The sequence below is a fragment of the Pseudomonas sp. NY15372 genome (genome assembly GCF_048068215.1).
Taxonomy (GTDB): Bacteria; Pseudomonadota; Gammaproteobacteria; order Pseudomonadales; family Pseudomonadaceae; genus Aquipseudomonas; species Aquipseudomonas guariconensis_A.
In genome coordinates this window covers 164,919-190,267 of the sequence record NZ_JBLUPY010000004.1, presented here as the reverse complement: position 1 = coordinate 190,267, position 25,349 = coordinate 164,919, and the positions used below count along the sequence as shown (strand labels likewise).

The window sequence follows — 25,349 nt, the reverse complement described above, 5'->3', positions numbered from 1 at the left end:
AATAACAACGAGGAACCATCGATGTCCGAAACACTGCACAAGACCCCATTGCACGCCCTGCACCTGGAACTGGGCGCCCGCATGGTGCCGTTCGCCGGCTATGACATGCCGGTGCAGTATCCACTGGGCGTGCTCAAGGAGCACCTGCACACCCGTGAACAGGCGGGCCTGTTCGACGTCTCGCACATGGGTCAGATCCGCCTGCGCGGCAGCGATGCCGCCAAGGCTCTGGAAACCCTGGTGCCGGTGGACATCATCGACCTGCCGGTGGGCATGCAGCGCTACGCCATGTTCACCAACGAGCAAGGTGGCATCCTCGACGACCTGATGGTCGCCAACCTGGGCGACGACGAGCTGTTCTTGGTGGTCAACGCCGCCTGCAAGGAACAGGACCTGGCTCACCTGCAAAAGCACATCGGCGGGCGCTGCGAGATCCAGGCGCTGTTCGAGGAGCGCGCCCTGCTGGCCCTGCAAGGCCCCGCTGCCGTCAAGGTGCTCGAGCGCCTGGCTCCGGAAGTGGCCGGCATGACCTTCATGCAGTTCCGCCCCGTCAACCTGCTAGGCACCGACTGCTATGTCAGCCGCTCGGGCTACACCGGTGAAGACGGCTACGAGATTTCGGTCCCGGTCGCCGCCGCCGAAGCCCTCGCCCGCCGCCTGCTGGCCGAGCCCGAGGTACAGCCGATCGGCCTGGGCGCACGCGACTCGCTGCGCCTGGAAGCCGGCCTGTGCCTGTACGGCCACGACATGAACACCTCCACGACGCCAGTCGAGGCCAGCCTGCTATGGGCCGTATCCAAGGTGCGCCGCGCCGAGGGCGCACGTGCCGGTGGTTTCCCGGGGGCCCACGCCATTTTCGAGCAACAACGGCAAAGCGTTGCCCGCAAGCGGGTTGGCTTGCTGCCGCAAGAGCGCACCCCGGTCCGCGAAGGGGCGCAGATCGTCGATGCCGACGGGCAGCCCGTCGGTGAAGTGTGCAGCGGCGGCTTCGGCCCGACACTCGGCGCCCCGGTCGCCATGGGCTATGTCGATAGCGAACATGCTGCACTCGATACCGCTTTGTTCGCTGTTGTGCGCGGCAAGCAGGTGGCCTTGAAAGTGAGCAAAATGCCATTCGTAGCGCAGCGTTACTATCGCGGTTGATAACCGGGGAGACAGGTTCTGCATATTCGTTTTCGAACCTGTCATATAACTTTTGGAACATGGCGCCAGGCCAGGCGCCATGCCGTTTCCGACAATTTTGTCGGTTATCGGCAAAAGCCGGGAATCCAGTGGTCCGCAGGGCTTGTTTTTCTCGCTGGAGTTAGCGTAGAGTCATTGCACTGTGTTTGCATGGGTCGCAACAGTTCGTGACCTGGGCCAGTAGCTGAATCTGCTACAACCCGTTCGACGTCTCTTACTTTCCTGCAACCCAGCCCGGTACTCTTTCATAACCTTTAGATATGAAAGAAACTGTCATCAAAATTTAAGCTTCATAGGAAACAAGACAATGGCTGAGCGTCAGAACGGTACCGTCAAGTGGTTCAATGACGAGAAAGGTTACGGCTTCATCACCCCAGAAAGCGGTCCGGATCTGTTCGTGCACTTCCGTGCCATCGAAGGCAACGGCTTCAAGAGCCTGAAAGAAGGCCAGAAGGTCACCTTCGAAGCAGTGCAAGGCCAGAAAGGCATGCAGGCTGACAAGGTTCAGGTCGCCGGCTAAGCCCGATCCCGACTTCAAAAAGCCCCTGCCATGTGCAGGGGCTTTTTTTTGCCCGTAGAATAGCCGCTTCGCCATATGGAGCTGCCCCTGCATGTCCAAGCCTCTGCTCGCCCCCCAAGGCGACTTCCCACCGGTCGGCCTGGGCCGCCGCCTGGCTGCGATGTTCTATGACTTCCTGCTGTGCACCGCGCTGCTGATCGTCACCGCCGGCCTCTACAAGCTGGTGCAGATGGCGATCATCGGCGAGGCGCGCATGCGCGAGTTGACCGATGCTGGTGCGCTGGACGGCGACCCGCTGCTGTCGACGATCCTGCTGTTCGCCCTGTTTGGCTTCTTCGCCAAGTTCTGGACCCACGGTGGCCAGACCCTGGGCATGCAGGTATGGGGCGTACGGGTGCAGAACGCCGACGGCAGTGCCATCAGCCTGTGGCAGGCGTTGTTGCGCTTCGTGGTGGCCATCGCGTCGTGGCTGTGCCTGGGCCTGGGCTTCCTCTGGGCGCTGGTCGACAAGCGCAAGCGTGGCTGGCACGACATTTATTCAGAAACCCAGTTGGTGCGGGTGCCCAAGCGCAAGTGAAACCTACCAACCTGTAGGAGCGTGCAAGAGCATTGCCTGCCGGCACAAAAAAGCCGACCCTGAGGTCGGCTGCACTTGGGGCTGCTACGCAGCCCATCGCTGGCAAGCCGGCTCCCACAGGCCCGTGCTGCCCTGGAGGCTTGTGGGAGCCGGCTTGCCGGCGATGGGCGTGCAGCGCACCCGCGTCCTTAACTGATAGGCACTACCCCGCCCGGCGCAACAACCACACACCCGCCAGCGCACAGATCCCGGCCGGGATCACCACCGCCAGCAGCGGTGGGAAGCCGAACACCTGGCTCGATGGCCCCAGCAGGTCCTGGCCGATGCGGAACACGAAGCCCACCAGCACGCCGGTGAACACCCGTTGGCCGAGGGTCACCGAACGCAGCGGGCCGAAGATGAAGGAAATCGCCATCAGCACCAGGGCCGCGGTGACCACCGGCTGCAACACCTTGGTCCAGAATGCCAGCCAGTAACGGGCATTGTTCAGGCCTTGCTCGGACAGGTAGTGGATGTAATCCCACAGGCCGGTGATCGACAGCGACTCGGGCGCCAGGATCACGGTGTTGAGCAGTTGCGGTGTCACCGAAACGTCCCAGCGTTCCTGAGGGGTCTTCACCACCTCGGTGTGGTCGCCACGGAAATGGGTAGTGGCGACGTCGCTGAGGATCCAGTGATCCTGGTTGTACTGCGCCCGGCGCGCGAAGCTCGAGGTCACGATGTGACGCTCGGCATCGAAGCGATAACGGGTCACGCCCAGCAGCAGGCCATTGGGCTGCACCGAGTTGATGTGCACGAACTCCTCGCCCTGGCGGTGCCACATGCCACGCTTGGAGCTCTGGGCGTCGCCGCCACCCTGGGCCAGCGAGCGGTCGGCCTGGGCCTTGTTCTCGGTGACCGGGGCCACGTACTCGCCGATCAGCAAGCCGACCAGCATGAGCACCAGCATCGGCTTCATCACCGCCCAGACAATGCGCCCGATCGACACGCCGGCAGCGCGCATGATGGTCAGCTCGCTGCTGCTGGCCAGGCTGCCCAGGCCGATCAGGCAGCCGATCAGCGCGGCCATCGGCAGCATCTCGTACAACCGGCGCGGCGCGGTCAGCAACACGAAACGGCCGGCGTCCATCACCGTATAGGTGTTGCTCAAGTCGCCCATCTCGTCGATGAAGGCGAACAGCGAAGCCAGGCCGAGGATGATCCCCAGCACCGCCAGGATGGCCAGCAGCACGCTCTGGCCGATGTAGCGATCCAGCTTAGCCATGGGCCACCTCCGAACGACGGGCGGCGAGCTTCAGGCGCAGTGGCTCCCAGTACATCAGGCCCAGGCCGATCAGCAGGAACAGCCCATGCACCCACCACATGCCCAGGGCGATCGGGATCTTGCCCTTCTCCAGGGCGCCGCGTACGGAAATCAGCATCGTCAGGTAGGCCATGTACAGAAGAATCGCCGGCAGCAGCTTGAGGAAACGGCCCTGGCGCGGGTTGACGCGCGACAGCGGCACGGCCAGCAAGGTCACCACGAAGACCAGCAGCGGCAGCGACAGGCGCCACTGCAGCTCGGCCTGCTCGCGCAGCGCCTTCTTGCCGAACAGCTCGGAGGTGGGGATGGCCTCGCGGTCGGTCACTTCCTCGCTGACCTCGGGCTTGGGCAGCAGCACGCCATAGGTGTCGTACTTGATCGCGCGGTAGTCGGCCTGGCCCGGGTTGCCGTCGTAGCGGTAGCCGTTTTCCAGGATCAGGTAGCGATTGCCGTCGGCCTGCACTTCCTGATGACCCTTCTCGGCGACCAGCACCGAAGGCGCACGGTCCTTGGTCTTGTCCTGGTTGAAACGCTTCTCGGAGATGAACACGCCGCTCAGGTTGATGCGATCGTCGGTCAGCTCTTCGGTGTAGGTCACCCGCGAGCCGTCGCGCAGGGTCTGGAAGCGCCCAGGCACCAGGGTATCGAATTCGGTCAGGGCGTCCTGCTGGTTGATGATCTGCTGCACCTGGGCCACGCCCTGGGGGGCCAAGCTCAGGCTCAGCCAGGCCACCAGCAGGGCGACCAGCCCGGCCGGGGCCAGGGTCAGCAGTAGCAGGCGCTGCTGGCTCATGCCGGTGGCCGAGAGGACGGTCATCTCGCTTTCCAAGTAGAGCCGGCCGTAGGCCAGGAGAATGCCGAGGAACAGGCCCAGCGGCAGGATCAGCTGCAGGAAGCCCGGCAGGCGGAAGCCCATGATCAGGAACAGCACGCTCGGGTCGAGCACGCCCTGGGCGGCCTGGGCCAGGTACTTGATGAAGCGCCCGCTCATGATGATCACCAGCAGCACGGCGCTGACGGCGCTCAAGGTCACCAGGACCTCGCGGGACAGATAACGGAAGACGATCAAACCAGACACTCCTGGGTTGTCAGGGGCGCAAAGCCATTCAAGGGCTTCGGACAGCCAAGACCTATGCCGGTTCGCCGAAGGCGAACCTCCATGTAAAGTGCGCGCATTATCCTGTGATTGGCAGTGCCTGTCACTTGGCCGCGCATGACGGCGCATGTCGGGGTTGTCATCGAGGTTGCCGCAGGCTCAAACTGGCAGCTTTTCCACTGGCACGCGAGCACGCGGCCAGGCCCGTTTCGAGCGTGTGCACGAGACCGCGCCAACTGACTGATCATTCGGGGACCCTGACATGGAACTGGTTGTAAAAAGTGTAGCCGCCGCCTCCTTGAAAACCGCCACCTTGGTACTGGCCGTTAGTGAAGGACGCAAGCTCGGCGAAATCGCCAAGGCCGTCGACCAGGCCAGCAGCGGTGCCATCAGCGCCGTGCTCAAGCGTGGCGACCTGGCCGGCAAGCCCGGCCAGACCCTACTACTGCACAGCCTGCCAGGCCTCAAGGCCGAGCGCGTGCTGCTGGTGGGCAGCGGCAAGGAAGCGCTGGGCGATCGCGCCTGGCGCAAGTTGGTCGCCAGCGTCGCCGGCGTACTCAAGGGCCTGAACGGCGGCGACGCGGTACTGGCCCTGGATGATGTCAGCGTCACCGGCCGCGATGCCCACTACAGCAAGTACCGCCTGTTGGCCGAGACCCTGCTCGACGGCGAATACGTGTTCGACCGCTTCAAGAGCCAGAAGGCCGAGCCCCGCGCGTTGAAGAAGATCACCCTGCTGGCCGACAAGGCCGGCCAGGGCGAAGTCGAACGCGCCGTGAAACACGCCAGCGCCATCGCCGCCGGCATGTCCTTCACCCGCGACCTGGGCAACCTGCCGCCGAACCTGTGCCACCCAAGCTTCCTGGCCGAGCAGGCCAAGGAACTGGGCAAGGCGCACAAGAATCTCAAGGTCGAGGTCCTGGACGAGAAGAAGATCAAGGACCTGGGCATGGGGGCCTTCTATGCCGTGGGCCAGGGCAGCGACCAGCCGCCACGCCTGATCGTGCTCAACTACCAGGGCGGCAAGAAGAGCGAGAAGCCATTCGTGCTGGTCGGCAAGGGCATCACCTTCGACACCGGCGGCATCAGCCTCAAGCCCGGTGCCGGCATGGATGAAATGAAATACGACATGTGCGGCGCCGCCAGCGTGTTCGGCACCCTGCGTGCAGTGCTGCAACTGCAGCTGCCGATCAACCTGGTGTGCCTGCTGGCCTGCGCCGAGAACATGCCCAGCGGCGGCGCCACCCGCCCGGGTGACATCGTCACCACCATGAGCGGCCAGACCGTCGAGATCCTCAACACCGACGCCGAAGGCCGCCTGGTGCTGTGCGACACCCTGACCTACGCCGAGCGCTTCAAGCCCCAGGCAGTGATCGACATCGCCACCCTGACCGGCGCCTGCATCGTCGCCCTGGGCAGCCACACCTCGGGGCTGATGGGCAACAACGACGACCTGGTCGGCCAGTTGCTCGACGCCGGCAAGCGCGCCGACGACCGCGCCTGGCAGCTGCCGCTGTTCGACGAGTACCAGGAGCAGCTGGACAGCCCGTTCGCCGACATCGCCAACATCGGCGGGCCGAAGGCCGGCACCATCACCGCCGGTTGCTTCCTGTCGCGCTTCGCCAAGGCCTACGACTGGGCACACCTGGACGTTGCTGGCACCGCGTGGATCAGCGGCGGCAAGGACAAGGGCGCCTCGGGCCGCCCGGTCCCGCTGCTGACCCAGTACCTGCTCGACCGCGCCAACGCCTGATGCCTCCAGGCCGGTGGCGTTCGCGCGCCATCGGCTGGCAGACCTGACCATGAGCAAAGTCGACTTCTACATCCTGCCCACCGACGACTTGGCGGCACGCCTGGATTTCGCCTGCAAGTTGTGCGAGAAGGCCTGGCGCCTCGGCCACCGGGTCTACCTGCACTGCCAGGATGCCGAGCAGCGTGCCGCGCTGGACGAGCGCCTGTGGCGTTTCAAGGGCGAAGCCTTCGTGCCCCATGACCCAGCCGAGGCCCATGCCGACGCCGTGGTGGCCCTGGGGCTGGGCGACGATGCCGGCACCCACCATGACCTGCTGATCAACCTGGGGGCCGACGTGCCTGGGTTCGTCAGTCAGTTCGAACGGGTGGCCGAGATCGTCGTCGAGGCTCCGGCCGTCCGCCAGGCTGCTCGGGAGCGATTCCGTTTCTACCGTGAACGGGGCTATGCTCTGCAAGACCACCGCTTACAGCGACTTTGACGATGATGGACAAGCATTCCCCCCTACCTGACTCCGCGCATCTGCTCGACGACCTCGAATCGATCCGCCAGTTGCTGGGCGACGCCGACCTGCAACCGCCGCTGCTGACCGAAACGGTCGAGCAGATCCCCCTGCTGCTCGACGAACCGGCCGGCAACACGGCGCCGCCCACCGAAGCCACACCAGCGGTGGACGAGGACGACCCGCAGACCCGCCGCCAGGACACCCTGCTGCATCTGGAAGCTGACCTGCGCGCCGCCGCCCAACAGATCATGCAAGACGTGATCAACGATTTCACGCCGCACATCGAGAACGAGATCAAGCGCCGCCTGGATGCGCGCATGGAACGGCTGATCAAGCGTTCGGAATGATGCCCTGGGGCCGCCTTGCGGCCCTTTCGCGGCACAAGGCCGCTCCTACAGGGACCGTGGCGTCTGTAGGAACGGCCTTGTGCCGCGAAAGGGCTGCAAAGCAGCCCCTGCCCCTGTCGCCTCGAACCCCCACCTTGGTTATACTTCCCGGCTTTCCCGAATTAATGCCATAGGGTCCCGCCGCGCATGGATAAGACCTACCAGCCGCACGCCATCGAAACTTCCTGGTACAACACCTGGGAGTCCGAGAACTATTTCGCCCCACAAGGTGCAGGCGAGTCCTACACCATCATGATCCCGCCGCCGAACGTGACCGGCAGCCTGCACATGGGCCATGGCTTCAACAATGCGATCATGGACGCCCTGATCCGCTTCCGCCGCATGCAGGGTCGCGACACCCTGTGGCAGCCGGGCACCGACCACGCAGGCATCGCCACCCAGATGCTGGTGGAGCGCCAGCTCGAGGCCAAGGGCCAGAACCGTCATGACCTGGGCCGCGAAAAGTTCCTGGAGAAGGTCTGGGAGTGGAAAGAGCAGTCCGGTGGCAACATCAGCCGCCAGATCCGTCGCCTGGGCTCGTCGGTAGACTGGAGCCGTGAACGCTTCACCATGGACGACGGCCTCTCCGAGGCGGTCAAGGAAGCCTTCGTACGCCTGCATGAAGACGGCCTGATCTACCGCGGCAAGCGCCTGGTCAACTGGGACACCAAGCTCCACACCGCCATCTCCGACCTCGAAGTGGAAAACCACGACGAGAAGGGCCACCTGTGGAATCTGCGCTACCCGCTGGCCGATGGCGCCAAGACCGCCGAAGGCAAGGACCACCTGGTCGTCGCCACCACCCGTCCGGAAACCCTGCTCGGCGATGCCGCCGTCGCGGTCAACCCGAACGACGAACGCTACCAGGCCCTGATCGGCAAGTTCGTCGAGCTGCCCTTGGTGGGCCGCCGCATCCCGATCATCGCCGACGACTACTGCGACCCGGAGTTCGGCACCGGCTGCGTGAAGATCACCCCGGCCCACGACTTCAACGACTATGAAGTCGGCAAGCGCCACAACCTGCCGCTGCTCAACATCTTCGACAAGAACGCCCTGGTGCTGGCAAGCGCCCAGGCCTTCAACCTCGACGGCAGCGTCAACGAGAACATCGACACCACCCTGCCCGCCCAATACGCCGGCCTCGACCGTTTCGTCGCGCGCAAGCAGATCGTCGCCGACCTGGACGCCCAGGGCCTGCTGGTCAGCATCGACGACCACGCCCTGAAAGTACCGAAGGGCGACCGCTCCGGCACCGTCATCGAGCCGTGGCTGACCGACCAGTGGTACGTTTCCACCAAGCCGCTGGCCGAGCCTGCCATTGCCGCCGTGGAAGACGGCCGCATCCAGTTCGTGCCCAAGCAGTACGAGAACATGTACTTCTCCTGGATGCGTGACATCCAGGACTGGTGCATCAGCCGCCAGCTGTGGTGGGGCCACCGCATCCCGGCCTGGTACGACGAGGCCGGCCAGGTCTATGTCGGGCGCAACGAAGCCGAGGTGCGCGCCAAGCACAACCTGGGCGCCGACGTGGCCCTGCGCCAGGACGACGACGTACTCGACACCTGGTTCAGCTCGGGCCTGTGGACCTTCTCCACCCTGGGCTGGCCGGAACAGACCGAGTTCTTGAAGAAATTCCACTCCACCGACGTGCTGGTGACGGGCTTCGACATCATCTTCTTCTGGGTCGCCCGGATGATCATGCTGACGATGCACCTGATCAAGAACGAGGACGGCACCCCGCAGGTACCGTTCAAGACCGTCTACGTCCATGGCTTGGTGCGTGATGGCCAGGGCCAGAAGATGTCCAAGTCCAAGGGCAACGTGCTCGACCCGCTGGACATCGTCGACGGCATCACCCTCGACGCCCTGCTGGAAAAACGCACCAGCGGCATGATGCAGCCCAAGCTTGCCGAGAAGATCGCCAAGCAGACCAAGGCCGAGTTCCCGGAAGGTATCGCCAGCTACGGCACCGATGCCCTACGCTTCACCTTCTGCTCGCTGGCCTCCACCGGCCGCGACATCAAGTTCGACATGGGCCGCGTCGAAGGCTACCGCAACTTCTGCAACAAGATCTGGAACGCCGCCCGCTACGTGCTGGACAAAGGCGAAGACTGCGGCCAGAACGGCGAGGCCTACGAGCTGTCGCTGGCCGACCGCTGGATCATCTCGCAGCTGCAGCGCACCGAGGCCGAGGTCACCCGTCAGCTCGAGCAGTTCCGCTTCGACCTGGCCAGCCAGGCCCTGTACGAGTTCATCTGGAACCAGTACTGCGACTGGTACCTGGAGCTGTCCAAGCCGGTGCTCTGGGACGAGAACGCTCCGGTCGAGCGCGCCCGCGGCACCCGTCGCACCTTGGTACGCGTGCTGGAAGTGGCCCTGCGCCTGGCTCACCCGTTCATGCCGTTCATCACCGAGGAGATCTGGCAGCGCATCGCGCCGCTGGCCGGTATCGACGGCAAGACCATCATGCTGCAACCGTGGCCGGTGGCCAACGAGAGCCGCATCGACACCGCCGCCGAAGGCGACATCGAGTGGCTGCAGCAGCTGATGGTCGGCCTGCGCAACATCCGCGCCGAGATGAACATCGGCCCAGGCAAGCCGCTGCCGCTGTTCCTCAAGAACGCCAATGCCGACGACCAGCGTCGCCTGCAGGAGAACGAGGCACTGCTCAAGAAGCTGGCCAAGGTCGAGTCGTTCACCGTACTGGGCGAGCAGGACGAAGCGCCACTGTCGGCCACCGCACTGGTGGGCGACCTGCAGGTACTGGTGCCGATGGCCGGCCTGATCGACAAGGATGCCGAGCTTGCGCGTCTGAACAAGGAAATCCAGCGCCTGCAAGGCGAAGTCCAGCGCGTGGGCGGCAAGCTGTCCAACGCTGCGTTCGTCGACAAGGCCCCGCCTGCCGTGATCGAGAAAGAGCGCGCCAAGCTGGCCGAGTCCGAGCAGGCCCTGGCCAACCTGACCGAGCAGCATGCGCGGATTGCAGCGCTGTAACATCGAGTGAAGCCATAGCGGGCTGCTTTGCAGCCCATCGCCGGCAAGCCGGCTCCCACAGGTAACGTGCAGACCCTGAACCTTGCACTGACCTGTGGGAGCCTGCTTGCCGGCGATGCTTTTTCAGGACCCTACCATGACCCAGAAACCCACCCTGCACCCGCGCAACCGACACAAGGGCCACTACGACTTCCCCAGCCTGATCAAGGCCCACCCGGACCTTGCCCGCTTCACCATCACCAACCCCTACGGCAAGCCCAGTATCGACTTCGCCAACCCCGAGGCGGTGCGGGTGTTCAACCGTGCCCTGCTCAAGGCCCAGTACGGCGTCCAGCACTGGGACATCCCGGCCGACTACCTGTGCCCGCCGATCCCAGGCCGGGCCGACTATATCCACGTGCTGGCCGACCTGCTGGCCGAAGATTGCGGCGGTGCCATCCCCCGCGGCCCCCAGGTGCGTGCGCTGGACATCGGCGTCGGTGCCAACTGCATCTACCCGTTGCTCGGCCACAGCGACTACCGCTGGCGCTTCCTCGGCTCGGACATCAACCCAATCGCCCTGGCCTCGGCCAAGGCGATCGTGCAGGCCAATGGCCTGGCCAAGGTGATCACCCTGCGCCAGCAAGGCAACCCACGGCATATCCTCGACGGCCTACTGCAAAGCGATGAGCGTTTCGATGTGACCCTATGCAACCCGCCCTTCCATGCCTCCCGGGACGAAGCCACCCGTGGCAGCCAACGCAAGTGGAAGAACCTGGGCAAGCAGGACCCCAAGCGCAAGCTACCGGTCCTGAACTTCGGCGGGCAGAACAATGAGCTGTGGTGCGAAGGTGGCGAGATTCGTTTCGTCACCCAACTGGTGGGCGAGAGCGTGCCGTACGGGGAACAGGTGCTGTGGTTCACCAGCCTGGTGTCGAAGGCCAGCAACCTGCCGGGTATCGAGGCGGCCCTGAAAAAAGCAGGGGCGAAGGCGCAACGTGTCGTCGCCATGGGCCAGGGCCAGAAGCAGAGCCGCATGGTCGCCTGGAGTTTCCAGGACGACGCCGCTCGCCAGGCCTGGCATGCCCGGCGCGAGGGCAAACCGCAGGCATGAAAAAACCGCGCCCAGGCAAGCCGGGCGCGGTTCGTTCAACGCATCAACGTCTTACTTGTTGACGGCGTCGTTCAGGACCTTGGCAGGTACGAACTTGACGACTTTCTTGGCAGCGATTTCGATGGCAGCGCCAGTCGAAGGGTTGCGGCCGGTACGGGCAGGACGCTCGGAGACTTTCAGCTTGCCGATGCCTGGCAGGGTGATTTCAGCGCCGTTTTCCAGTTGGTCGGCGACGATCTGGCCCAGTTGCTCCAGGGCGTTACGCGCGGTGGTCTTCGGCGCGTCGATGGCTTCGGCGATATCGGCAATCAGTTGGTCTTTGGTCAATGCCATGGTGGTGTTCCTTCCCTATCAAATTCAGTGATTATGCAGTGTGCCAGGTCGTAATCGGGCCAGCCCTGGGCGGCCAGGCGGGCCGCGCCAATCGCGTATGTAGATACGAAAATCGGCGTTTGGTTCGACACGGCCAAGCGATCTGCCGGCAATGCGCCACCCAAGGGGCGCAAGACCGCGCAAAGCTACCACAGGAATGGATAAATATCCGCTGCCGGCTTCGATTTAATGCAGGTTTTTCGGGGGGTTTAGCGGAAAACGCAAAAAATTGAACAAAAAACGAACAAAAGACATTTCTGCCAACATCTGGCCACTGCATCGCCCCTGCCCTGGGTTAAACTGGGCGACTTTGCAGCGCGGTCCGCCACCGCCCGACACCTATTCGAGATATCCATGCCAATCCGTCATTGCATCGTTCACCTGATCGACAAGAAACCCGATGGCAGCCCCGCAGTATTGCACGCGCGCGAGTCCGAACTCGCCGCCTCCGACGCCATCGAAAACCTGCTGGCCGACCTCAACGACAGCTATAACGCCAAGCAGGGCAAGGCCTGGGGCTTCTTCCACGGCGAGTCCGGTGCCTACCCGCTCAGCGGCTGGCTGAAGCAGTACCTGGACGAGGAAAAGGACTTCACCGCCTTCAGCCGTATCGCCGTCGAGCACCTGCAAAAGCTGATGGAGGAATCCAACCTCTCCACCGGTGGCCACATCCTCTTCGCCCATTACCAGCAAGGCATGACCGAGTACCTGGCCATCGCCTTGCTGCACCACAGCGAAGGCGTGGCGGTGAATGCCGATCTCGACGTCACCCCGTCGCGCCACCTGGACCTCGGCCAACTGCACCTGGCGGCGCGTATCAACCTCTCGGAATGGAAGAACAACCAGAACTCCAAGCAGTACATCTCGTTCATCAAGGGTAAGAACGGCAAGAAGGTCTCGGACTATTTCCGCGACTTCATCGGCTGCCAGGAAGGCGTGGACGGCCCCGGTGAAACCCGCACGCTGCTCAAGGCCTTCAGCGACTTCGTCGAGAGCGAGGACCTGCCCGAGGAAGCGGCCCGGGAAAAAACCCAGACCCTGGTCGACTACGCCACCACCCAGACCAAACTGGGCGAGCCGGTGACCCTGGAAGAACTGTCGAGCCTGATCGACGAGGACCGCCCGAAGGCCTTCTACGACCATATCCGCAACAAGGACTACGGCCTGTCGCCAGAGATCCCGGCGGACAAACGCACCCTCAACCAATTCCGCCGCTTCACCGGCCGGGCCGAAGGCCTGTCGATCAGCTTCGAGGCTCACCTGCTCGGCTCGAAGGTGGAGTATGACGAGGAAGCCGGCACCCTGATCATCAAGGGCCTGCCGACCCAGCTGGTCGATCAGCTCAAGCGCCGCAAGGATTGAGGCTGCGCCCTATCGCCGGCAAGCCGGCTCCCACCTGCGCTGCGCTGCCTCCAGAGACACCGCCGCACCTGTGGGAGATCCAGCCCTTCGGGCGCTGATCCTTTGAGGGAGCGGCTTGCCGGCGATGGCGCTGACGCCCTCTAACGTTCAGCCCCCTCGGCATAGGCCGCCACCAGGGCTTCCTTGGCCGACTTGCGCAGCTTCTTCACCAGGCGCTCCTGGCGCAATGCCTCGGCCTTGTCCGGCCACTGCTCGACATAGACCAGCGCCTGGGCTGGGCTGGTCTTGAAATAACGCGCCCCCTGTCCCTTCTGGTGCTTCAGAAAGCGCCGCTGCGGGTCATCGCTGATACCGCAATACAGCGAACCATTGGCGGCACGCACCAGGTAGACGTACCACGGCTTGGGGTTGGGGGGAGGAAGTGTCTCGCTCACAGCGTCGTTCAGGGCCACCAGGAAAGCTGCCAGCTTACTCGCTCAACGCGCTTGCTGAAACGCCCGGAGCCCCTTGAATGCCTGCAGGCGCACCTTGTTCTGCAACATTGGCGACCAGCCCAGCAACAGGCCAGGCAACCCTAGGGTCTGGCGGGACCAGCGCCAGAAATCGAAACCGTCGTCATGCTGCAGGATCAGGCCGTCGCGAATGACGAAACGCGCCTGGATGTCGTTGACCACCGTGCGCCCGGTCTGGCTGAACAGGTAACGCGCCACCCAATGCGCACTGGCGCTGTCCTGATTGGCCTGAACGTGGTCGAAAGTCAGCGAGAAATCCTTGGCTCGTGTGGTCAGCATCCGCCACATATCGCCGACGTCCTGGCCGCGCAAGGTGCCGAACACCGGGTCGCTGAAAGTAATGTCTTCGCTGTAGCAAGCCACCATGGACTCGGCATCCAAGCGCTGGAAAGCCTGGTAGAAACGGGTGATCAGTGCTTGGTTGGCATCGCTCATGGCGCAATCCGTCGAGAAGTGGAAGCTCGAACGATAATCCGTGACGCGCGCTGGCGCCATGCCCATTCGAGCCTTCGATGCCCCCATCGAAGAAAAGGCCTACACCCGCTCGCTGGTTACCTGCACATGCAAGGCCCGCCCAGCCCCAAGGCCGAACACGATGGCCCCGACGCCCAAGGCTGCGAAGATCCACCCCACGGCAGACCAGCCGCCGGTCAGGTCATGCACCAACCCCACCGCGAAGGGGCCCATGGAGGCCAGTGTGTACCCTACCCCCTGGGCCATGCTCGACAGGTTCGCCGCGACATGGGCATCGTTCGAACGCAACACGATCAAGGTCAATGCCAGGGCGAAGGTACCGCCCTGCCCCAGGCCAAGCACGACCGCCCAGCCCCACAGACCCGAGAGTGGCGCATACAAGCACCCGAACAACCCCGCCAGGGTGATCAGCATGACGATGACGATGGCCAGGCGCTGGTCTTTGCCCCGGGTTGCCAGCCAAGGCGCGCTGAGCGAACTGACCAGTTGCACGATCACCGAGCCGGACAGCACCAGGCCCGCTTCTGTCGGGCTCAGGCCCCGGCCGATGAGAATCGACGGCAGCCAGCCGAAGACGATATAGGCCAACGACGACTGCAAGCCCATGTACAGCGTGACCTGCCAGGCCAGCGGATCACGCCACAGCCCCTTTACCCGATACGCCACCTTGTGCAAGCCATGCCCCCGGCGCGCCTGGGGCAGCCAGACCAGCATCGCCAGCAAGGCGGGCACCAGCCAGAACCCCAGGCCCAGGGCCCAGCTGTCGTCGAAGTATTGGGCCAGCGGCACGGTCGCTCCGGCCGCAAGGGCCGCTCCCAGGCACAGGGCCATGGTGTAGACACCGGTCAGGGTGCCGGCATGCCGAGGGAAGTCGCGCTTGACGATACCCGGCAGCAGCACACCGATGATTCCGATGCTGGCACCGGCCACCAGGCTGCCGAGAAACACCCCGGGCGCCCCCAAGGCACTGCGCACCAGGATCCCCAGCGCCAGGGCCAGCAGGATGCCGAGAATCACCCGCTCGCTGCCAAAACGGCGCGCCAGCACGGGGGCCAGCGGCGCGAACAGGCCGAGGCAGAGCACCGGCAGGGTGGTCAGCAAGCCCGCCTGGGACGCGCTCAGGCCCAAGCCTTCGGACACCTGCCCCAGCACCGGCGCCATGCTCGACAGGGCCGGGCGCAAGTTCAGCGCCACCAGTACCAGGCCAAGCAACAGCAACCAGGGTTTGTGCAGCACCACAGGCTGTTGCTGGACCTGTTCGTCGTCAGCCTCGGCGTCGATCAGCAGTTCGTCGAGCTCCGTCTCGTGGGGCGGGCCGGGGTGGGTCGTGCGTTCGTCCATGGGTTTCTCGTGGTCAGGGTTCGTTGAAGGCGAGGGTGATAGGGGCAGGCTTGTCCCGCGATCGGACCCATAACCCCACCATCAACCCCACTGAAGAAACAACGCCAATCGAGGCGTCGCCGCAAGCACCTACGCCTGAACCGCTGCCTTATCCAAGCGCATCGAGCAGTGCCTGGTTCATCTCCGGCGTGCCGATGGTAATCCGCAAGAACTGGGCGATCCGCGCTTGCTTGAAGTGTCGGACAATAACCCCCTGCTCCCGCAACCGCATCGCAATCCCCGCAGCATCCTGCTGCGGATGCCGAGCAAAGATGAAGTTGGCCGCCGAAGGCAGCACCTCGAAACCACGGTCGCGCAGTTCAGCGACCAACGCCTCGCGGCTGTCGATCACCTTGCGGCACGTCTCGTCGAAGTAGGCGCGGTCCTCGAACGCTGCCGCCGCCCCCACGATCGCCATGCGATCGAGCGGGTAGGAGTTGAAGCTGTTCTTGATCCGCTCCAGCGCCTCGATCAGGTCCGGGTGCCCCACCGCCAGGCCAACCCGCAGGCCGGCGAGGGAGCGCGACTTGGACAGCGTCTGGGTCACCAGCAGGTTGTCGTAGCGGCCCACCAGGCTGATGGCCGTTTCGCCGCCAAAATCGATGTACGCCTCGTCCACCACCACGACCGAATCAGGGTTGGCCTGCAGCAACTGCTCTACGGCCTGCAACGGCAGCAGACAACCGGTCGGCGCGTTAGGGTTGGGGAAGATGATGCCGGCATTGGGCTTGTTGTAGTCCGCGATGCGGATCTGGAACTGCTCGTCCAGTGCCACCGGCTCGAACGGGATGCCGTACAGGCCGCAGTACACCGGGTAGAAGCTGTAGCTGATGTCGGGGAACAGCAGCGGGCCGCCGTCATGCTGGAACAGGCCGTGAAAGATGTGCGCCAGCACTTCGTCCGAGCCGTTGCCGACGAAGACCTGCTGCGCCGTCACGCCGTAGTACTCGGCCACCGCCTGCTTGAGGCGATCGGCATTGGGGTCCGGGTACAGGCGCAGGTTGTCGTTCAGTTCCCCTTGCATGACCGCCAGTGCCTTGGGCGACGGGCCATAGGGGTTCTCGTTGGTGTTGAGCTTGACCAGGCGGGCCAGCTTGGGCTGCTCGCCCGGCACGTAGGGCACCAGGTCCTTGACGAAGGGGCTCCAGAATCGGCTCATGTTCAGTTCCCCTTGTTCTCGGTGAGGATGCGGTATTCGGCGCTGCGGGCGTGGGCAGTCAGCGACTCGCCACGGGCCAGGACCGACGCGGTGTGGCCCAGCTCGGAAGCGGCCTGCTCGGAGCAGAAGATGATCGATGAACGCTTCTGGAAGTCATACACCCCCAGTGGCGAGGAGAACCGCGCGGTACCGGAAGTGGGCAGCACGTGGTTGGGGCCGGCGCAGTAGTCGCCCAGGGCTTCGCTGGTGTGACGGCCCATGAAGATCGCGCCGGCATGGCGGATGTGCGGCAGCCAGGCTTGTGGGTCGGCCACCGACAGCTCCAGGTGCTCGGGCGCGATGCGGTTGGCGACGTCCATCGCCTGCTGCATGTCGCGCACCTGGATCAGCGCGCCACGGCCGTTGATCGACTTCTCGATGATCTCGGCACGCTCCATGGTCGGCAGCAGTTTGTCGATGCTCGCGGCGACGCGGTCCAGGAACGCAGCGTCCGGGCTGACCAGAATTGCCTGGGCGTCTTCGTCATGCTCGGCCTGGGAGAAGAGGTCCATGGCGATCCAGTCCGGGTCGGTCTGGCCGTCGCACACCACGAGGATCTCCGAAGGCCCAGCGATCATGTCGATGCCGACTTGGCCGAAGACGTGGCGCTTGGCGGTGGCCACGTAGATGTTGCCCGGGCCGACGATCTTGTCCACCTGGGGCACGCTCTGGGTGCCATAGGCCAGGGCCGCGACCGCCTGGGCGCCGCCGATGGTGAAGACACGGTCCACGCCGGCGATGCAGGCTGCGGCCAACACCAGTTCATTGACCTCGCCACGCGGGGTCGGTACCACCATCACCACTTCGCCGACCCCGGCGACCTTCGCCGGGATGGCGTTCATCAGTACCGACGACGGGTACGATGCCTTGCCGCCCGGGACATACAGGCCGGCACGGTCCAGCGGCGTGACCTTCTGGCCGAGCACGGTGCCGTCGGCCTCGGTGTACTGCCAGGAGTCCTGCTTCTGCCGTTCGTGGTAGCTGCGCACACGGTTGGCCGCAGTCTCCAGCGCCTGGCGCTGGGCCTCGGTGATGCGGGTCAGCGCCAGCTCCAGGCGCTCGCGGCCGAGGATCAGGTCGTCGATGCCCTTGGCCTCGACGCCATCGAAGCGCTGGGTGAATTCCACCAGGGCGGCATCGCCGCGCTCGCGCACGGCCTTGATGATGTCGAGCACGCGCTGGTTGACCGCGTCATCGGACACGCTTTCCCAGCTCAGCAGATGATCCAGATGTCGGGCGAAATCCGGGTCAGCAGCGTTGAGACGGGCAATTGCAGTGGACACGGTCATGGCGAGGGCCTCGTTTTATTGGCGAATGCTCAGGCGCCCTAGGCTACCAGTCCATCCGCGCGGGCACCCGAGAAAGTTGGCTATGACGCGGATAGACGGGCGCGACGAGAAGTCGCGCGCAAAGGTCAGCCGCGGTGTCGGGATTCGACGGCCTGGCGCAGGGTGTCGATCAGGCTCTGGATGCGGGCGTGCTGCATTTTCATGGAGGCCTTGTTGACCACCAGACGCGAGCTGATCGTGGCGATCAGTTCCTGGGGCTCCAGGCCGTTGGCACGCAAGGTATTGCCGGTGTCGACCACGTCGATGATCTTGTCGGCCAGGCCGATCAGCGGCGCCAGCTCCATCGAGCCGTACAGCTTGATGATATCGACCTGACGGCCCTGTTCGGCGTAGTAGCGCTTGGCTACATTGACGAACTTGGTGGCCACACGCAGCCGGCCCTTGGGCTCCGGCGCGCCTACGGCACCTGCGGTCATCAGCTTGCAGCGGGCGATCTGCAGGTCCAGGGGCTCGTAGAGGCCCTGGCCACCGTACTCCATCAGCACGTCCTTGCCGGCCACCCCGAGGTCGGCGGCGCCATGCTCGACATAGGTCGGCACATCGGTGGCGCGCACGATCAGCAGGCGCACGTCGTCCTGGGTCGTGGGGATGATCAGCTTGCGGCTCTTGTCCGGATTCTCGGTCGGCACGATACCGGCCTCGGCCAGCAATGGCAGGGTATCGTCGAGGATTCGGCCCTTCGATAGCGCGATGGTCAACATGGGAAACGTCGGTCCTTAAGCGGCTACTGCCGGCCAGGTCGTCGACCTGGCCGCCTATGATTCGCGTGTGGGAGCGGGCTTGCCCCGTGAACGGCAAGCTTCTTCACGGGCCAAGCCCGCTCTCGCACCTCAGATGACTAGCCCGGTACGCGGCGAATTTTCGCGCCCAGCATCTGCAGTTTTTCTTCGATGCACTCGTAACCACGGTCGATGTGGTAGATGCGATCGATCAGGGTATCGCCGTCGGCCACCAGGGCCGACAGGACCAGGCTGGCCGAAGCCCGCAGGTCGGTGGCCATGACCGGTGCGCCCTTGAGTGCCTTGACCCCGGTGACGATCGCGGTATTGCCCTCGACCTGGATCTGAGCGCCCATGCGGTGCATTTCGTAGACGTGCATGAAGCGGTTTTCGAAGATCGTCTCGATCACTGCGCCAGTGCCTTCGGCGATGGCGTTGAGCGAGATGAACTGCGCCTGCATGTCGGTCGGGAAGGCCGGGTACGGGGCGGTACGCAGGTTGACGGCCTTGGGCCGCTTGCCATGCATGTCCAGCTCGATCCAGTCTTCGCCGGCGGTGACTTCGGCACCGGCTTCCTTGAGCTTCTCCAGCACGGCCTCGAGGATGGTCGGATCGGTGTCCTTGACCTTCACGCGGCCACCGGTCACGGCAGCAGCGACCAGGTAGGTACCGGTCTCGATACGGTCAGGCATCACGCGGTAGGTGGCCGAGTGCAGGCGCTCGACACCGTCGATGACGATGGTGTCGGTGCCCGCGCCCTGGATCTTGCCGCCCATGGCGTTGATGAAGTTGGCCAGGTCGACCACTTCCGGCTCGCGCGCGGCGTTCTGCAGGACGCTGCGGCCCTTGGCCAGGGCAGCGGCCATCATGATGTTCTCGGTACCGGTCACGCTGACGGTGTCGAAGAAGAAGTGCGCACCACGCAGGCCACCCTCAGGGGCCTCGGCCTTGATGTAGCCGCCTTCGACCTCGATCTTCGCCCCCATGGCCTCCAGGCCACGGATGTGCAAGTCGACCGGGCGCGAACCGATCGCGCAACCACCGGGCAGGGCGACTTCGGCCTTGCCGAAACGGGCGACCATCGGGCCGAGCACCAGGATCGAGGCGCGCATGGTCTTGACCAGCTCGTAGGGTGCGACCAGGGTCTTGATGGTGCGCGGGTCGATTTCCACCGAGAGCTTCTCGTCGATCACAGGCTCGATGCCCATGCGACCGAACAGCTCGATCATGGTGGTGATGTCGTGCAGGTGCGGCAGGTTGCCCACGGTGACCGGGCCGTCAGCCAGCAGGGTCGCCGAGAGAATCGGCAGGGCGGCGTTCTTCGCCCCGGAAATGCGGATCTCGCCATCGAGACGCGCGCCGCCAGTGATAATCAGTTTGTCCATTGCAATCTCGCCGCCAACGTTGGCTCAGGTGCGCTCAGCCCAGGCTGCGCTGCTGAAAAATTTCATGGTTACCGCATGGATGCTGCCATCGGCGATCCACGGATTCAGGTGAGCATAGATCGCCTGCTGGCGCTTGACCGGGCTCTGGCCGGCCAGCTCGTCGCTGATCACGTTCAACTGGAAGTTGCAGCCTTCGCCTTCAACTTCGACCCGGGTTCCCGGCAATTTCTCTTCAAGGAAGCTTTTAACTTCTACGGCCTGCATGCTCAACCTCAATCGGCGCCCAGTGCGCGCGGGTCGGCCATCATACAAAAAAGCCCCTCGCCTGCGAAGCCCATGGTGGGGCCTGCTGACCGAGGGGCCATCTCTTGACGGCGAGCCATCAGCCCGCCAGCACTTCATCGAGGTCGTAGACCTCGGCGATATCGCGCATGTCGTCGGGCATGCCGCGCAGCTCCCAGCCCTTGCCTGCGGCCTGGGCATCACGGATGAAGCCCAGCAGCAGCGAGAGGCCGACGCTGGTGGAGCGGGCCACTGACGAACAATCGAACACCACCTTCGGTTCGCGACAGGCGGCGATCAGTGCCTTGCCTTCCTTGCGCAGGACCGGGCCGCTGCGGTAGTCCAGCACGCCGGCCAGGCGCAGGACGCCCGGCTCGGCCATGGTCACGCCGGTGTCGCTCATTTCACTTCCTTGTCGGGCGATTTGTCGGCAGCTTCCTTGGCCTTGGCCACTTCGCCGGCCCAGCCGTCGATGGTCTTGTCCAGGTCGTTGCCGTTGCGCTGCATGGCGTCGGCGAACTGGTCACGGAACAGCTTGCCGATGTTGATGCCATTGACGATCACGTTGCGCACCTTCCACTCGCCACCGAGCTTGACCAGGGTGTATTGCACCGGATAGACCGCACCGTTGTTGCCGGTGACCTTCATGCCGACGCTGGTGCGATCGCCTTCTTCACCCTTGGCCGGGTCGACGGTGATGCCCTGGTTGTTGTACTCGAGCAGCGCATTGCCATAGAACTGCATCAGGCTGCGCTTGAAGTTTTCCTGGAAGCGCTGCATCTGCTCAGGCGTAGCCTTGCGCGAGTACTTGACGGTCATGATGCTCTTGGAGATGCCGTCGGCATCGACCACAGGGCCCAGGATGCGGTTGAGGGCGTCGTAAAACGCCTGCGGGTTGCTCTTGTACTGCTCCTTGTTGGCCTTCAGGTCTGCCAGCAGCTCGCTGGTGGTGCCCTGTACCACGTCGCGGGCCGACTGACCCGGCGCGGCCATGGCCAGCAGGGGGAAGGCCGCCAGGAGAACCAGCAGGCCGCGTCGCAGGATCGAAATCATGGAAACTCCTTAATTAGCGGGTTGGGCTTCTTTGGGTTCCTTGCCCACGGTATTGAGCAGGAACTTGCCAATCAGATCTTCCAACACCAGCGCCGACTGGGTGTCATGGATGGTGGAGCCATCCTTGAGCACGTCTTCTTCACCGCCCACGCTGATGCCGATGTACTTCTCACCGAGCAGCCCCGCGGTCAGGATCGAGGCAGTGGAGTCGGTCGGCAGGTTGTCGACGTTCTTGTCCAGCTGCAAGGTCACCCGACCGGTATAGGAGTCGCGGTCCAGATCGATGGCCGTGACCTTGCCGATCGTCACACCGGCCATGGTCACTTTAGCTCTGACCGTCAAACCGGCGATATTGTCGAAGTACGCATAAACTTTATATGTGTCGCTGCTCGGGCTGGCGGACAGCCCGCTGACGCGCAGGGCCAGCAGCAGCAACGCCAGGATCCCGGCCAGGAGGAACAGGCCGACACCGATTTCCAGGGTGCGGTTTTGCATCAGAAATCTCCAAACATCAAGGCGGTCAGAATAAAGTCCAGACCCAGGACTGCCAACGAGGCGTAGACCACGGTCTTGGTGGTGGCACGGCTGATCCCTTCTGAGGTGGGCTCGCAGTCATACCCCTGGAATACGGCGATCCAGGTCACGACGAAGGCGAACACCAGGCTCTTGACCAGCCCGTTGAGCACGTCGTCGGTAAAGGAAACACTGTTCTGCATGTTGGCCCAGAACGAGCCTTCATAGACTCCCAGCCAGTCCACGGCGACCCAGGATCCACCCCAGATGCCGACCACGCTGAAGATCAGCGCCAGCAACGGCAGCGAGATGAACCCAGCCCACAGGCGTGGGGCGACGATGTACTTGAGCGGGTCGACGCCGATCATCTCAAGGCTCGACAACTGCTCGGTGGACTTCATGTTGCCGATCTCGGCGGTCAAGGCCGAACCCGCGCGGCCGGCGAACAGCAAGGCGGTGACCACAGGCCCCAGCTCACGCAGCAGGGTCAGGGCGATCATCTGCCCCACGGCCTGCTCGGAGCCGTACTTGGTGAGGATGCTGTAGCCCTGCAGCGACAGCACCATGCCGATGAAGACGCCGGAGACGACGATGATGGCCAGCGACAGCACGCCCACCGCATAGAGCTGCTTGACCAGCAGCTGGAAGCTGCCGCCGATGCCGCCGCGCCCGCCCAGGGCATGGCCAAGGAACAGGCAGGAACGGCCTAGCACGGCCAGAACGTCGATGGCCGCGCGGCCGAACAGGCGGATACGTTCGAGTACGGATTTTCTGCGCATCACCGCGCTCCCAGCAGGTCGGCGCGATAGTCAGGCGCAGGGAAGTGGAAAGGCACCGGGCCGTCCGGGTCGCCCTTCATGAATTGGCGGATACGCGGGTTGTCCGAGCCCATCAGCTCGTCGGGCGTGCCCTGCCCCAGCACCTGGCCATCCCCCACCACATAGATATAGTCGGCGATGCTCGCGGTTTCGGCCAAGTCGTGGGATACCACGATACTGGTGATGCCCAGGGCATCGTTGAGCAGGCGGATCAGGCGCACGAGCACGCCCATGGCGATCGGGTCCTGGCCGACGAACGGTTCATCGTACATGAGGATCTGCGGGTCCAGCGCGATCGCCCGGGCCAGCGCTACGCGGCGCTTCATGCCGCCGGAAAGTTCATCCGGCATCAGATCGATGGCACCGCGCAGGCCCACGGCCTGCAGCTTCATCAGGACGATGTCGCGAATCATCTCGTCCGACAGCTGGGTATGGACCCGCAATGGAAAGGCGACGTTCTCGAATACGTCAAGATCGGTGAACAGGGCGCCGCTCTGGAACAATACGCCCATCTGCTTGCGCGCATCGAACAGGTCGCCCCGCGACAGGGTCGGCAGGTTCTGCCCGGCGACCCAGACTTCGCCGCCCGAAGGGCGCAACTGTGCGCCCATCAGGCGCAACAGCGTGGTCTTGCCGCACCCGGAAGGCCCCATGATGCCGGTGACCTTGCCACGGGGGATGCGTATGTCCACATTGCTGAAAATGCTGCGCGAACCGCGCTTGAAGGAAACCCCCTTCAACTCGACCGCGTAGGCGCTATCCACACTCATCTAGACTCCTTGCGATGCAGCCTCGTCTCAATGGACGCCTGCCCTCTTCATGAAGGCACACGCGCCAACGGCGGGCCGAATAGCGGCGAACTATAGCACCGCTGCAAGGTGCGCCCCAAGGCCATCACGCAGGCTGTTCAGGCCAACGACAGCCAGTACGACAATCGATGGATGAGCCTTTCGTACATTGCAGCTATAATCGGCGCCTTTTTATCAGACATTGCTTTTCGACATGAGCCAATCCAGCGAGCTGATCCAATCCGCCCAGCGCACCCTGCGCCTGGAACTCGAAGCCGTAGAGGGCCTGCTGCCGCGTATCGACGACAACTTCGTCAAGGCCTGCGAGCTGATCCTGGCCAGCACGGGCCGGGTCGTCGTCCTCGGCATGGGCAAGTCGGGCCACATCGGCAACAAGATCGCCGCGACCCTGGCCAGCACCGGCACGCCGGCGTTCTTCGTGCACCCGGCCGAAGCCAGCCATGGCGACATGGGCATGATCACTCGTGATGACGTCATCCTGGCCCTGTCCAACTCCGGCAGCACCGCCGAGATCGTCACCCTGCTGCCGCTGATCAAGCGCCTGGGCATCCAGATGATCAGCCTCACCGGCAACCCCGACTCGCCCCTGGCCCAGGCCGCCGAGGTCAACCTCGACGCCAGCGTCGCCCAGGAGGCCTGCCCGCTGAACCTGGCACCCACCTCCTCCACCACCGCGGCCCTGGTCCTGGGCGACGCCCTGGCCATCGCGCTGCTCGAGGCTCGCGGCTTCACCGCCGAGGACTTTGCCTTCTCCCACCCGGGCGGTGCCCTGGGCCGTCGCTTGCTGCTGAAGGTGGAAAACGTCATGCACACCGGCGAGGCGCTGCCGATCGTGCAGCGTGGCACTCTGCTCAAGGACGCCCTGGTAGAGATGTCGCGCAAGAGCCTGGTGGGCATGACCGTGGTCCTGGAAGCCGACGGCCGCCTGGCCGGGGTGTTCACCGACGGCGACCTGCGCCGCGCCCTGGAACGCAACATCGACGTGCACAAGACCATCATCGACCAGGTGATGACCGTGCACGGCAAGACCGCCCGCGCCGAGATGCTCGCCGCCGAGGCCCTGCGCATCATGGAAGACAACAAGATCAACGCACTGGTGGTGGTCGACCAGAACGACCGCCCGACCGGCGCCTTGAACATGCATGACCTGCTGCGCGCAGGCGTGATGTGATGGAGGACAACACGATGAACCCGGATCTGCTGCAACGCGGCAAAGCCATCAAGCTGGCGGTCTTCGACGTCGACGGCGTGCTCACCGATGGGCGCCTGTACTTCCTCGAGGACGGCAGCGAGTTCAAGACCTTCAACACCCTCGACGGCCATGGCATCAAGATGCTCATGGCTTCGGGCGTGACCACCGCTATCATCAGCGGGCGCAAGACGCCGGTGGTCGAGCGCCGGGCCCGCAACCTCGGCATCCCACACCTGTTCCAGGGCCGCGAGGACAAACTTGTGGTGCTCGACGGCCTGCTCGCCGAACTGGGCCTAAGCTATGAACAGGTCGCCTACCTGGGCGACGACCTGCCCGACCTGCCGGTGATCCGTCGCGTAGGCCTGGGCATGGCAGTGGCCAGCGCCGCACCGTTCGTTCGCCAGCACGCCCATGGTGTGACCCAGGCCCGCGGCGGCGAAGGCGCAGCCCGAGAGTTCTGTGAATTGATCATGCAGGCCCAGGGCAACCTGGACGCTGCCAACGCCAACTACCTCTAAGGCCGCA

Annotated in this window: 27 protein-coding genes; 11 read left to right on the top strand and 16 right to left on the bottom strand. The window is 64.2% G+C overall.

The features are described from left to right. The first annotated feature begins 21 nt into the window (after window positions 1-21). The 3 genes from gcvT to ACNFG0_RS05390 all read left to right on the top strand — a co-directional run bounded on the left by gcvT (window position 22) and on the right by ACNFG0_RS05390 (window position 2,279). The gene (gene gcvT, locus ACNFG0_RS05400) at window positions 22-1,143 is read left to right on the top strand and encodes a glycine cleavage system aminomethyltransferase GcvT (RefSeq protein ID WP_416764177.1); all 1,122 of its coding nucleotides are present in this window, start codon (window positions 22-24) and stop codon (window positions 1,141-1,143) included. A 346-nt stretch (window positions 1,144-1,489) separates the two neighbouring features. Next, entirely contained in the window at window positions 1,490-1,702 is a 213-nt protein-coding gene (locus tag ACNFG0_RS05395) for a cold-shock protein (protein ID WP_003257941.1), read from the top strand. Between the two features lie 91 nt (window positions 1,703-1,793). Then, window positions 1,794-2,279 (top strand): RDD family protein, encoded by a 486-nt coding sequence (locus tag ACNFG0_RS05390; protein ID WP_196144481.1) that lies wholly within the window; start codon window positions 1,794-1,796, stop codon window positions 2,277-2,279. Window positions 2,280-2,481: 202 nt separating this feature from the next. Here ACNFG0_RS05390 and lptG read toward each other — a convergent pair whose 3' ends face one another. Together lptG and lptF are read right to left on the bottom strand one after the other, a co-directional pair. Beyond that, window positions 2,482-3,543 (bottom strand): LPS export ABC transporter permease LptG, encoded by a 1,062-nt coding sequence (gene lptG, locus ACNFG0_RS05385; protein WP_084856636.1) that lies wholly within the window; start codon window positions 3,541-3,543, stop codon window positions 2,482-2,484. Further along, a complete protein-coding gene (gene lptF / locus ACNFG0_RS05380; protein ID WP_196146447.1) occupies window positions 3,536-4,651 on the bottom strand; it encodes an LPS export ABC transporter permease LptF in 1,116 nt (371 codons plus the stop codon). The genes lptG and lptF overlap by 8 nt, the downstream gene beginning before the upstream one ends. 289 nt (window positions 4,652-4,940) lie before the next feature. On the opposite strand from lptF, the gene ACNFG0_RS05375 reads away from it, so the two are divergent. From ACNFG0_RS05375 to rlmF, 5 genes are all read left to right on the top strand, one after another. Continuing rightward, window positions 4,941-6,431, top strand: a complete 1,491-nt coding sequence (locus tag ACNFG0_RS05375; protein ID WP_416764176.1) for a leucyl aminopeptidase — start codon at window positions 4,941-4,943, stop codon at window positions 6,429-6,431. A gap of 49 nt (window positions 6,432-6,480) precedes the next feature. Next, window positions 6,481-6,909, top strand: a complete 429-nt coding sequence (locus ACNFG0_RS05370) for a DNA polymerase III subunit chi (RefSeq protein ID WP_416764175.1) — start codon at window positions 6,481-6,483, stop codon at window positions 6,907-6,909. Between the two features lie 5 nt (window positions 6,910-6,914). Continuing rightward, a complete protein-coding gene (locus tag ACNFG0_RS05365) occupies window positions 6,915-7,280 on the top strand; it encodes a DNA polymerase III subunit chi (RefSeq protein WP_196146450.1) in 366 nt (121 codons plus the stop codon). Window positions 7,281-7,466: 186 nt separating this feature from the next. Next, a complete protein-coding gene (locus ACNFG0_RS05360; RefSeq protein WP_196146444.1) occupies window positions 7,467-10,313 on the top strand; it encodes a valine--tRNA ligase in 2,847 nt (948 codons plus the stop codon). A 136-nt stretch (window positions 10,314-10,449) separates the two neighbouring features. Then, on the top strand, window positions 10,450-11,406 hold the full coding sequence (gene rlmF, locus ACNFG0_RS05355; protein ID WP_416764173.1) for a 23S rRNA (adenine(1618)-N(6))-methyltransferase RlmF: 957 nt from the start codon (window positions 10,450-10,452) through the stop codon (window positions 11,404-11,406). Between the two features lie 51 nt (window positions 11,407-11,457). Here rlmF and ACNFG0_RS05350 read toward each other — a convergent pair whose 3' ends face one another. Continuing rightward, a complete protein-coding gene (locus ACNFG0_RS05350) occupies window positions 11,458-11,739 on the bottom strand; it encodes an HU family DNA-binding protein (protein WP_043210728.1) in 282 nt (93 codons plus the stop codon). A 393-nt stretch (window positions 11,740-12,132) separates the two neighbouring features. Between ACNFG0_RS05350 and yejK the strand changes: the two genes are divergently transcribed. Next, complete coding sequence (gene yejK / locus ACNFG0_RS05345; protein WP_196155271.1) at window positions 12,133-13,140, top strand: nucleoid-associated protein YejK; 1,008 nt, start codon at window positions 12,133-12,135, stop codon at window positions 13,138-13,140. 140 nt (window positions 13,141-13,280) lie between these two features. Here yejK and ACNFG0_RS05340 read toward each other — a convergent pair whose 3' ends face one another. From ACNFG0_RS05340 to ACNFG0_RS05280, 13 genes are all read right to left on the bottom strand, one after another. Next, the gene (locus tag ACNFG0_RS05340; protein WP_196155270.1) at window positions 13,281-13,574 is read right to left on the bottom strand and encodes a GIY-YIG nuclease family protein; all 294 of its coding nucleotides are present in this window, start codon (window positions 13,572-13,574) and stop codon (window positions 13,281-13,283) included. Between the two features lie 42 nt (window positions 13,575-13,616). Then, complete coding sequence (locus ACNFG0_RS05335) at window positions 13,617-14,087, bottom strand: nuclear transport factor 2 family protein (RefSeq protein ID WP_416764171.1); 471 nt, start codon at window positions 14,085-14,087, stop codon at window positions 13,617-13,619. 99 nt (window positions 14,088-14,186) lie between these two features. Continuing rightward, complete coding sequence (locus ACNFG0_RS05330) at window positions 14,187-15,467, bottom strand: CynX/NimT family MFS transporter (RefSeq protein WP_416764170.1); 1,281 nt, start codon at window positions 15,465-15,467, stop codon at window positions 14,187-14,189. Between the two features lie 148 nt (window positions 15,468-15,615). Then, on the bottom strand, window positions 15,616-16,665 hold the full coding sequence (hisC, locus tag ACNFG0_RS05325) for a histidinol-phosphate transaminase (RefSeq protein WP_416764168.1): 1,050 nt from the start codon (window positions 16,663-16,665) through the stop codon (window positions 15,616-15,618). A gap of 2 nt (window positions 16,666-16,667) precedes the next feature. Continuing rightward, window positions 16,668-17,993 carry a histidinol dehydrogenase gene (hisD, locus tag ACNFG0_RS05320; RefSeq protein ID WP_196146437.1) on the bottom strand — a complete coding sequence of 442 codons (1,326 nt, stop codon included), beginning with the start codon at window positions 17,991-17,993 and terminating at the stop codon, window positions 16,668-16,670. A 125-nt stretch (window positions 17,994-18,118) separates the two neighbouring features. Beyond that, window positions 18,119-18,754 (bottom strand): ATP phosphoribosyltransferase, encoded by a 636-nt coding sequence (gene hisG, locus ACNFG0_RS05315; protein WP_043213301.1) that lies wholly within the window; start codon window positions 18,752-18,754, stop codon window positions 18,119-18,121. Window positions 18,755-18,891: 137 nt separating this feature from the next. Continuing rightward, window positions 18,892-20,157: a UDP-N-acetylglucosamine 1-carboxyvinyltransferase gene (gene murA / locus ACNFG0_RS05310; protein ID WP_084854530.1), complete on the bottom strand. Its 1,266-nt coding sequence runs from the start codon at window positions 20,155-20,157 to the stop codon at window positions 18,892-18,894. Window positions 20,158-20,181: 24 nt separating this feature from the next. Next, window positions 20,182-20,421: a BolA family protein gene (locus ACNFG0_RS05305; protein WP_029613593.1), complete on the bottom strand. Its 240-nt coding sequence runs from the start codon at window positions 20,419-20,421 to the stop codon at window positions 20,182-20,184. A gap of 118 nt (window positions 20,422-20,539) precedes the next feature. Continuing rightward, on the bottom strand, window positions 20,540-20,842 hold the full coding sequence (locus tag ACNFG0_RS05300) for an STAS domain-containing protein (protein WP_416764166.1): 303 nt from the start codon (window positions 20,840-20,842) through the stop codon (window positions 20,540-20,542). Then, on the bottom strand, window positions 20,839-21,492 hold the full coding sequence (locus tag ACNFG0_RS05295) for an MlaC/ttg2D family ABC transporter substrate-binding protein (RefSeq protein ID WP_196146434.1): 654 nt from the start codon (window positions 21,490-21,492) through the stop codon (window positions 20,839-20,841). Before ACNFG0_RS05295 ends, ACNFG0_RS05300 begins: the two co-directional genes overlap by 4 nt. Before the next feature lie 9 nt (window positions 21,493-21,501). Next, window positions 21,502-21,987, bottom strand: a complete 486-nt coding sequence (gene mlaD / locus ACNFG0_RS05290; protein WP_084854533.1) for an outer membrane lipid asymmetry maintenance protein MlaD — start codon at window positions 21,985-21,987, stop codon at window positions 21,502-21,504. After that, window positions 21,987-22,784: a lipid asymmetry maintenance ABC transporter permease subunit MlaE gene (gene mlaE, locus ACNFG0_RS05285; RefSeq protein ID WP_196146433.1), complete on the bottom strand. Its 798-nt coding sequence runs from the start codon at window positions 22,782-22,784 to the stop codon at window positions 21,987-21,989. Before mlaE ends, mlaD begins: the two co-directional genes overlap by 1 nt. Continuing rightward, a complete protein-coding gene (locus ACNFG0_RS05280; protein WP_196146432.1) occupies window positions 22,784-23,593 on the bottom strand; it encodes an ATP-binding cassette domain-containing protein in 810 nt (269 codons plus the stop codon). Before ACNFG0_RS05280 ends, mlaE begins: the two co-directional genes overlap by 1 nt. A 232-nt stretch (window positions 23,594-23,825) precedes the next feature. Between ACNFG0_RS05280 and ACNFG0_RS05275 the strand changes: the two genes are divergently transcribed. Together ACNFG0_RS05275 and ACNFG0_RS05270 are read left to right on the top strand one after the other, a co-directional pair. Further along, complete coding sequence (locus ACNFG0_RS05275; RefSeq protein WP_084854536.1) at window positions 23,826-24,803, top strand: KpsF/GutQ family sugar-phosphate isomerase; 978 nt, start codon at window positions 23,826-23,828, stop codon at window positions 24,801-24,803. A gap of 14 nt (window positions 24,804-24,817) precedes the next feature. Continuing rightward, entirely contained in the window at window positions 24,818-25,342 is a 525-nt protein-coding gene (locus ACNFG0_RS05270) for a KdsC family phosphatase (RefSeq protein ID WP_084854596.1), read from the top strand. Window positions 25,343-25,349 lie beyond the last annotated feature (7 nt).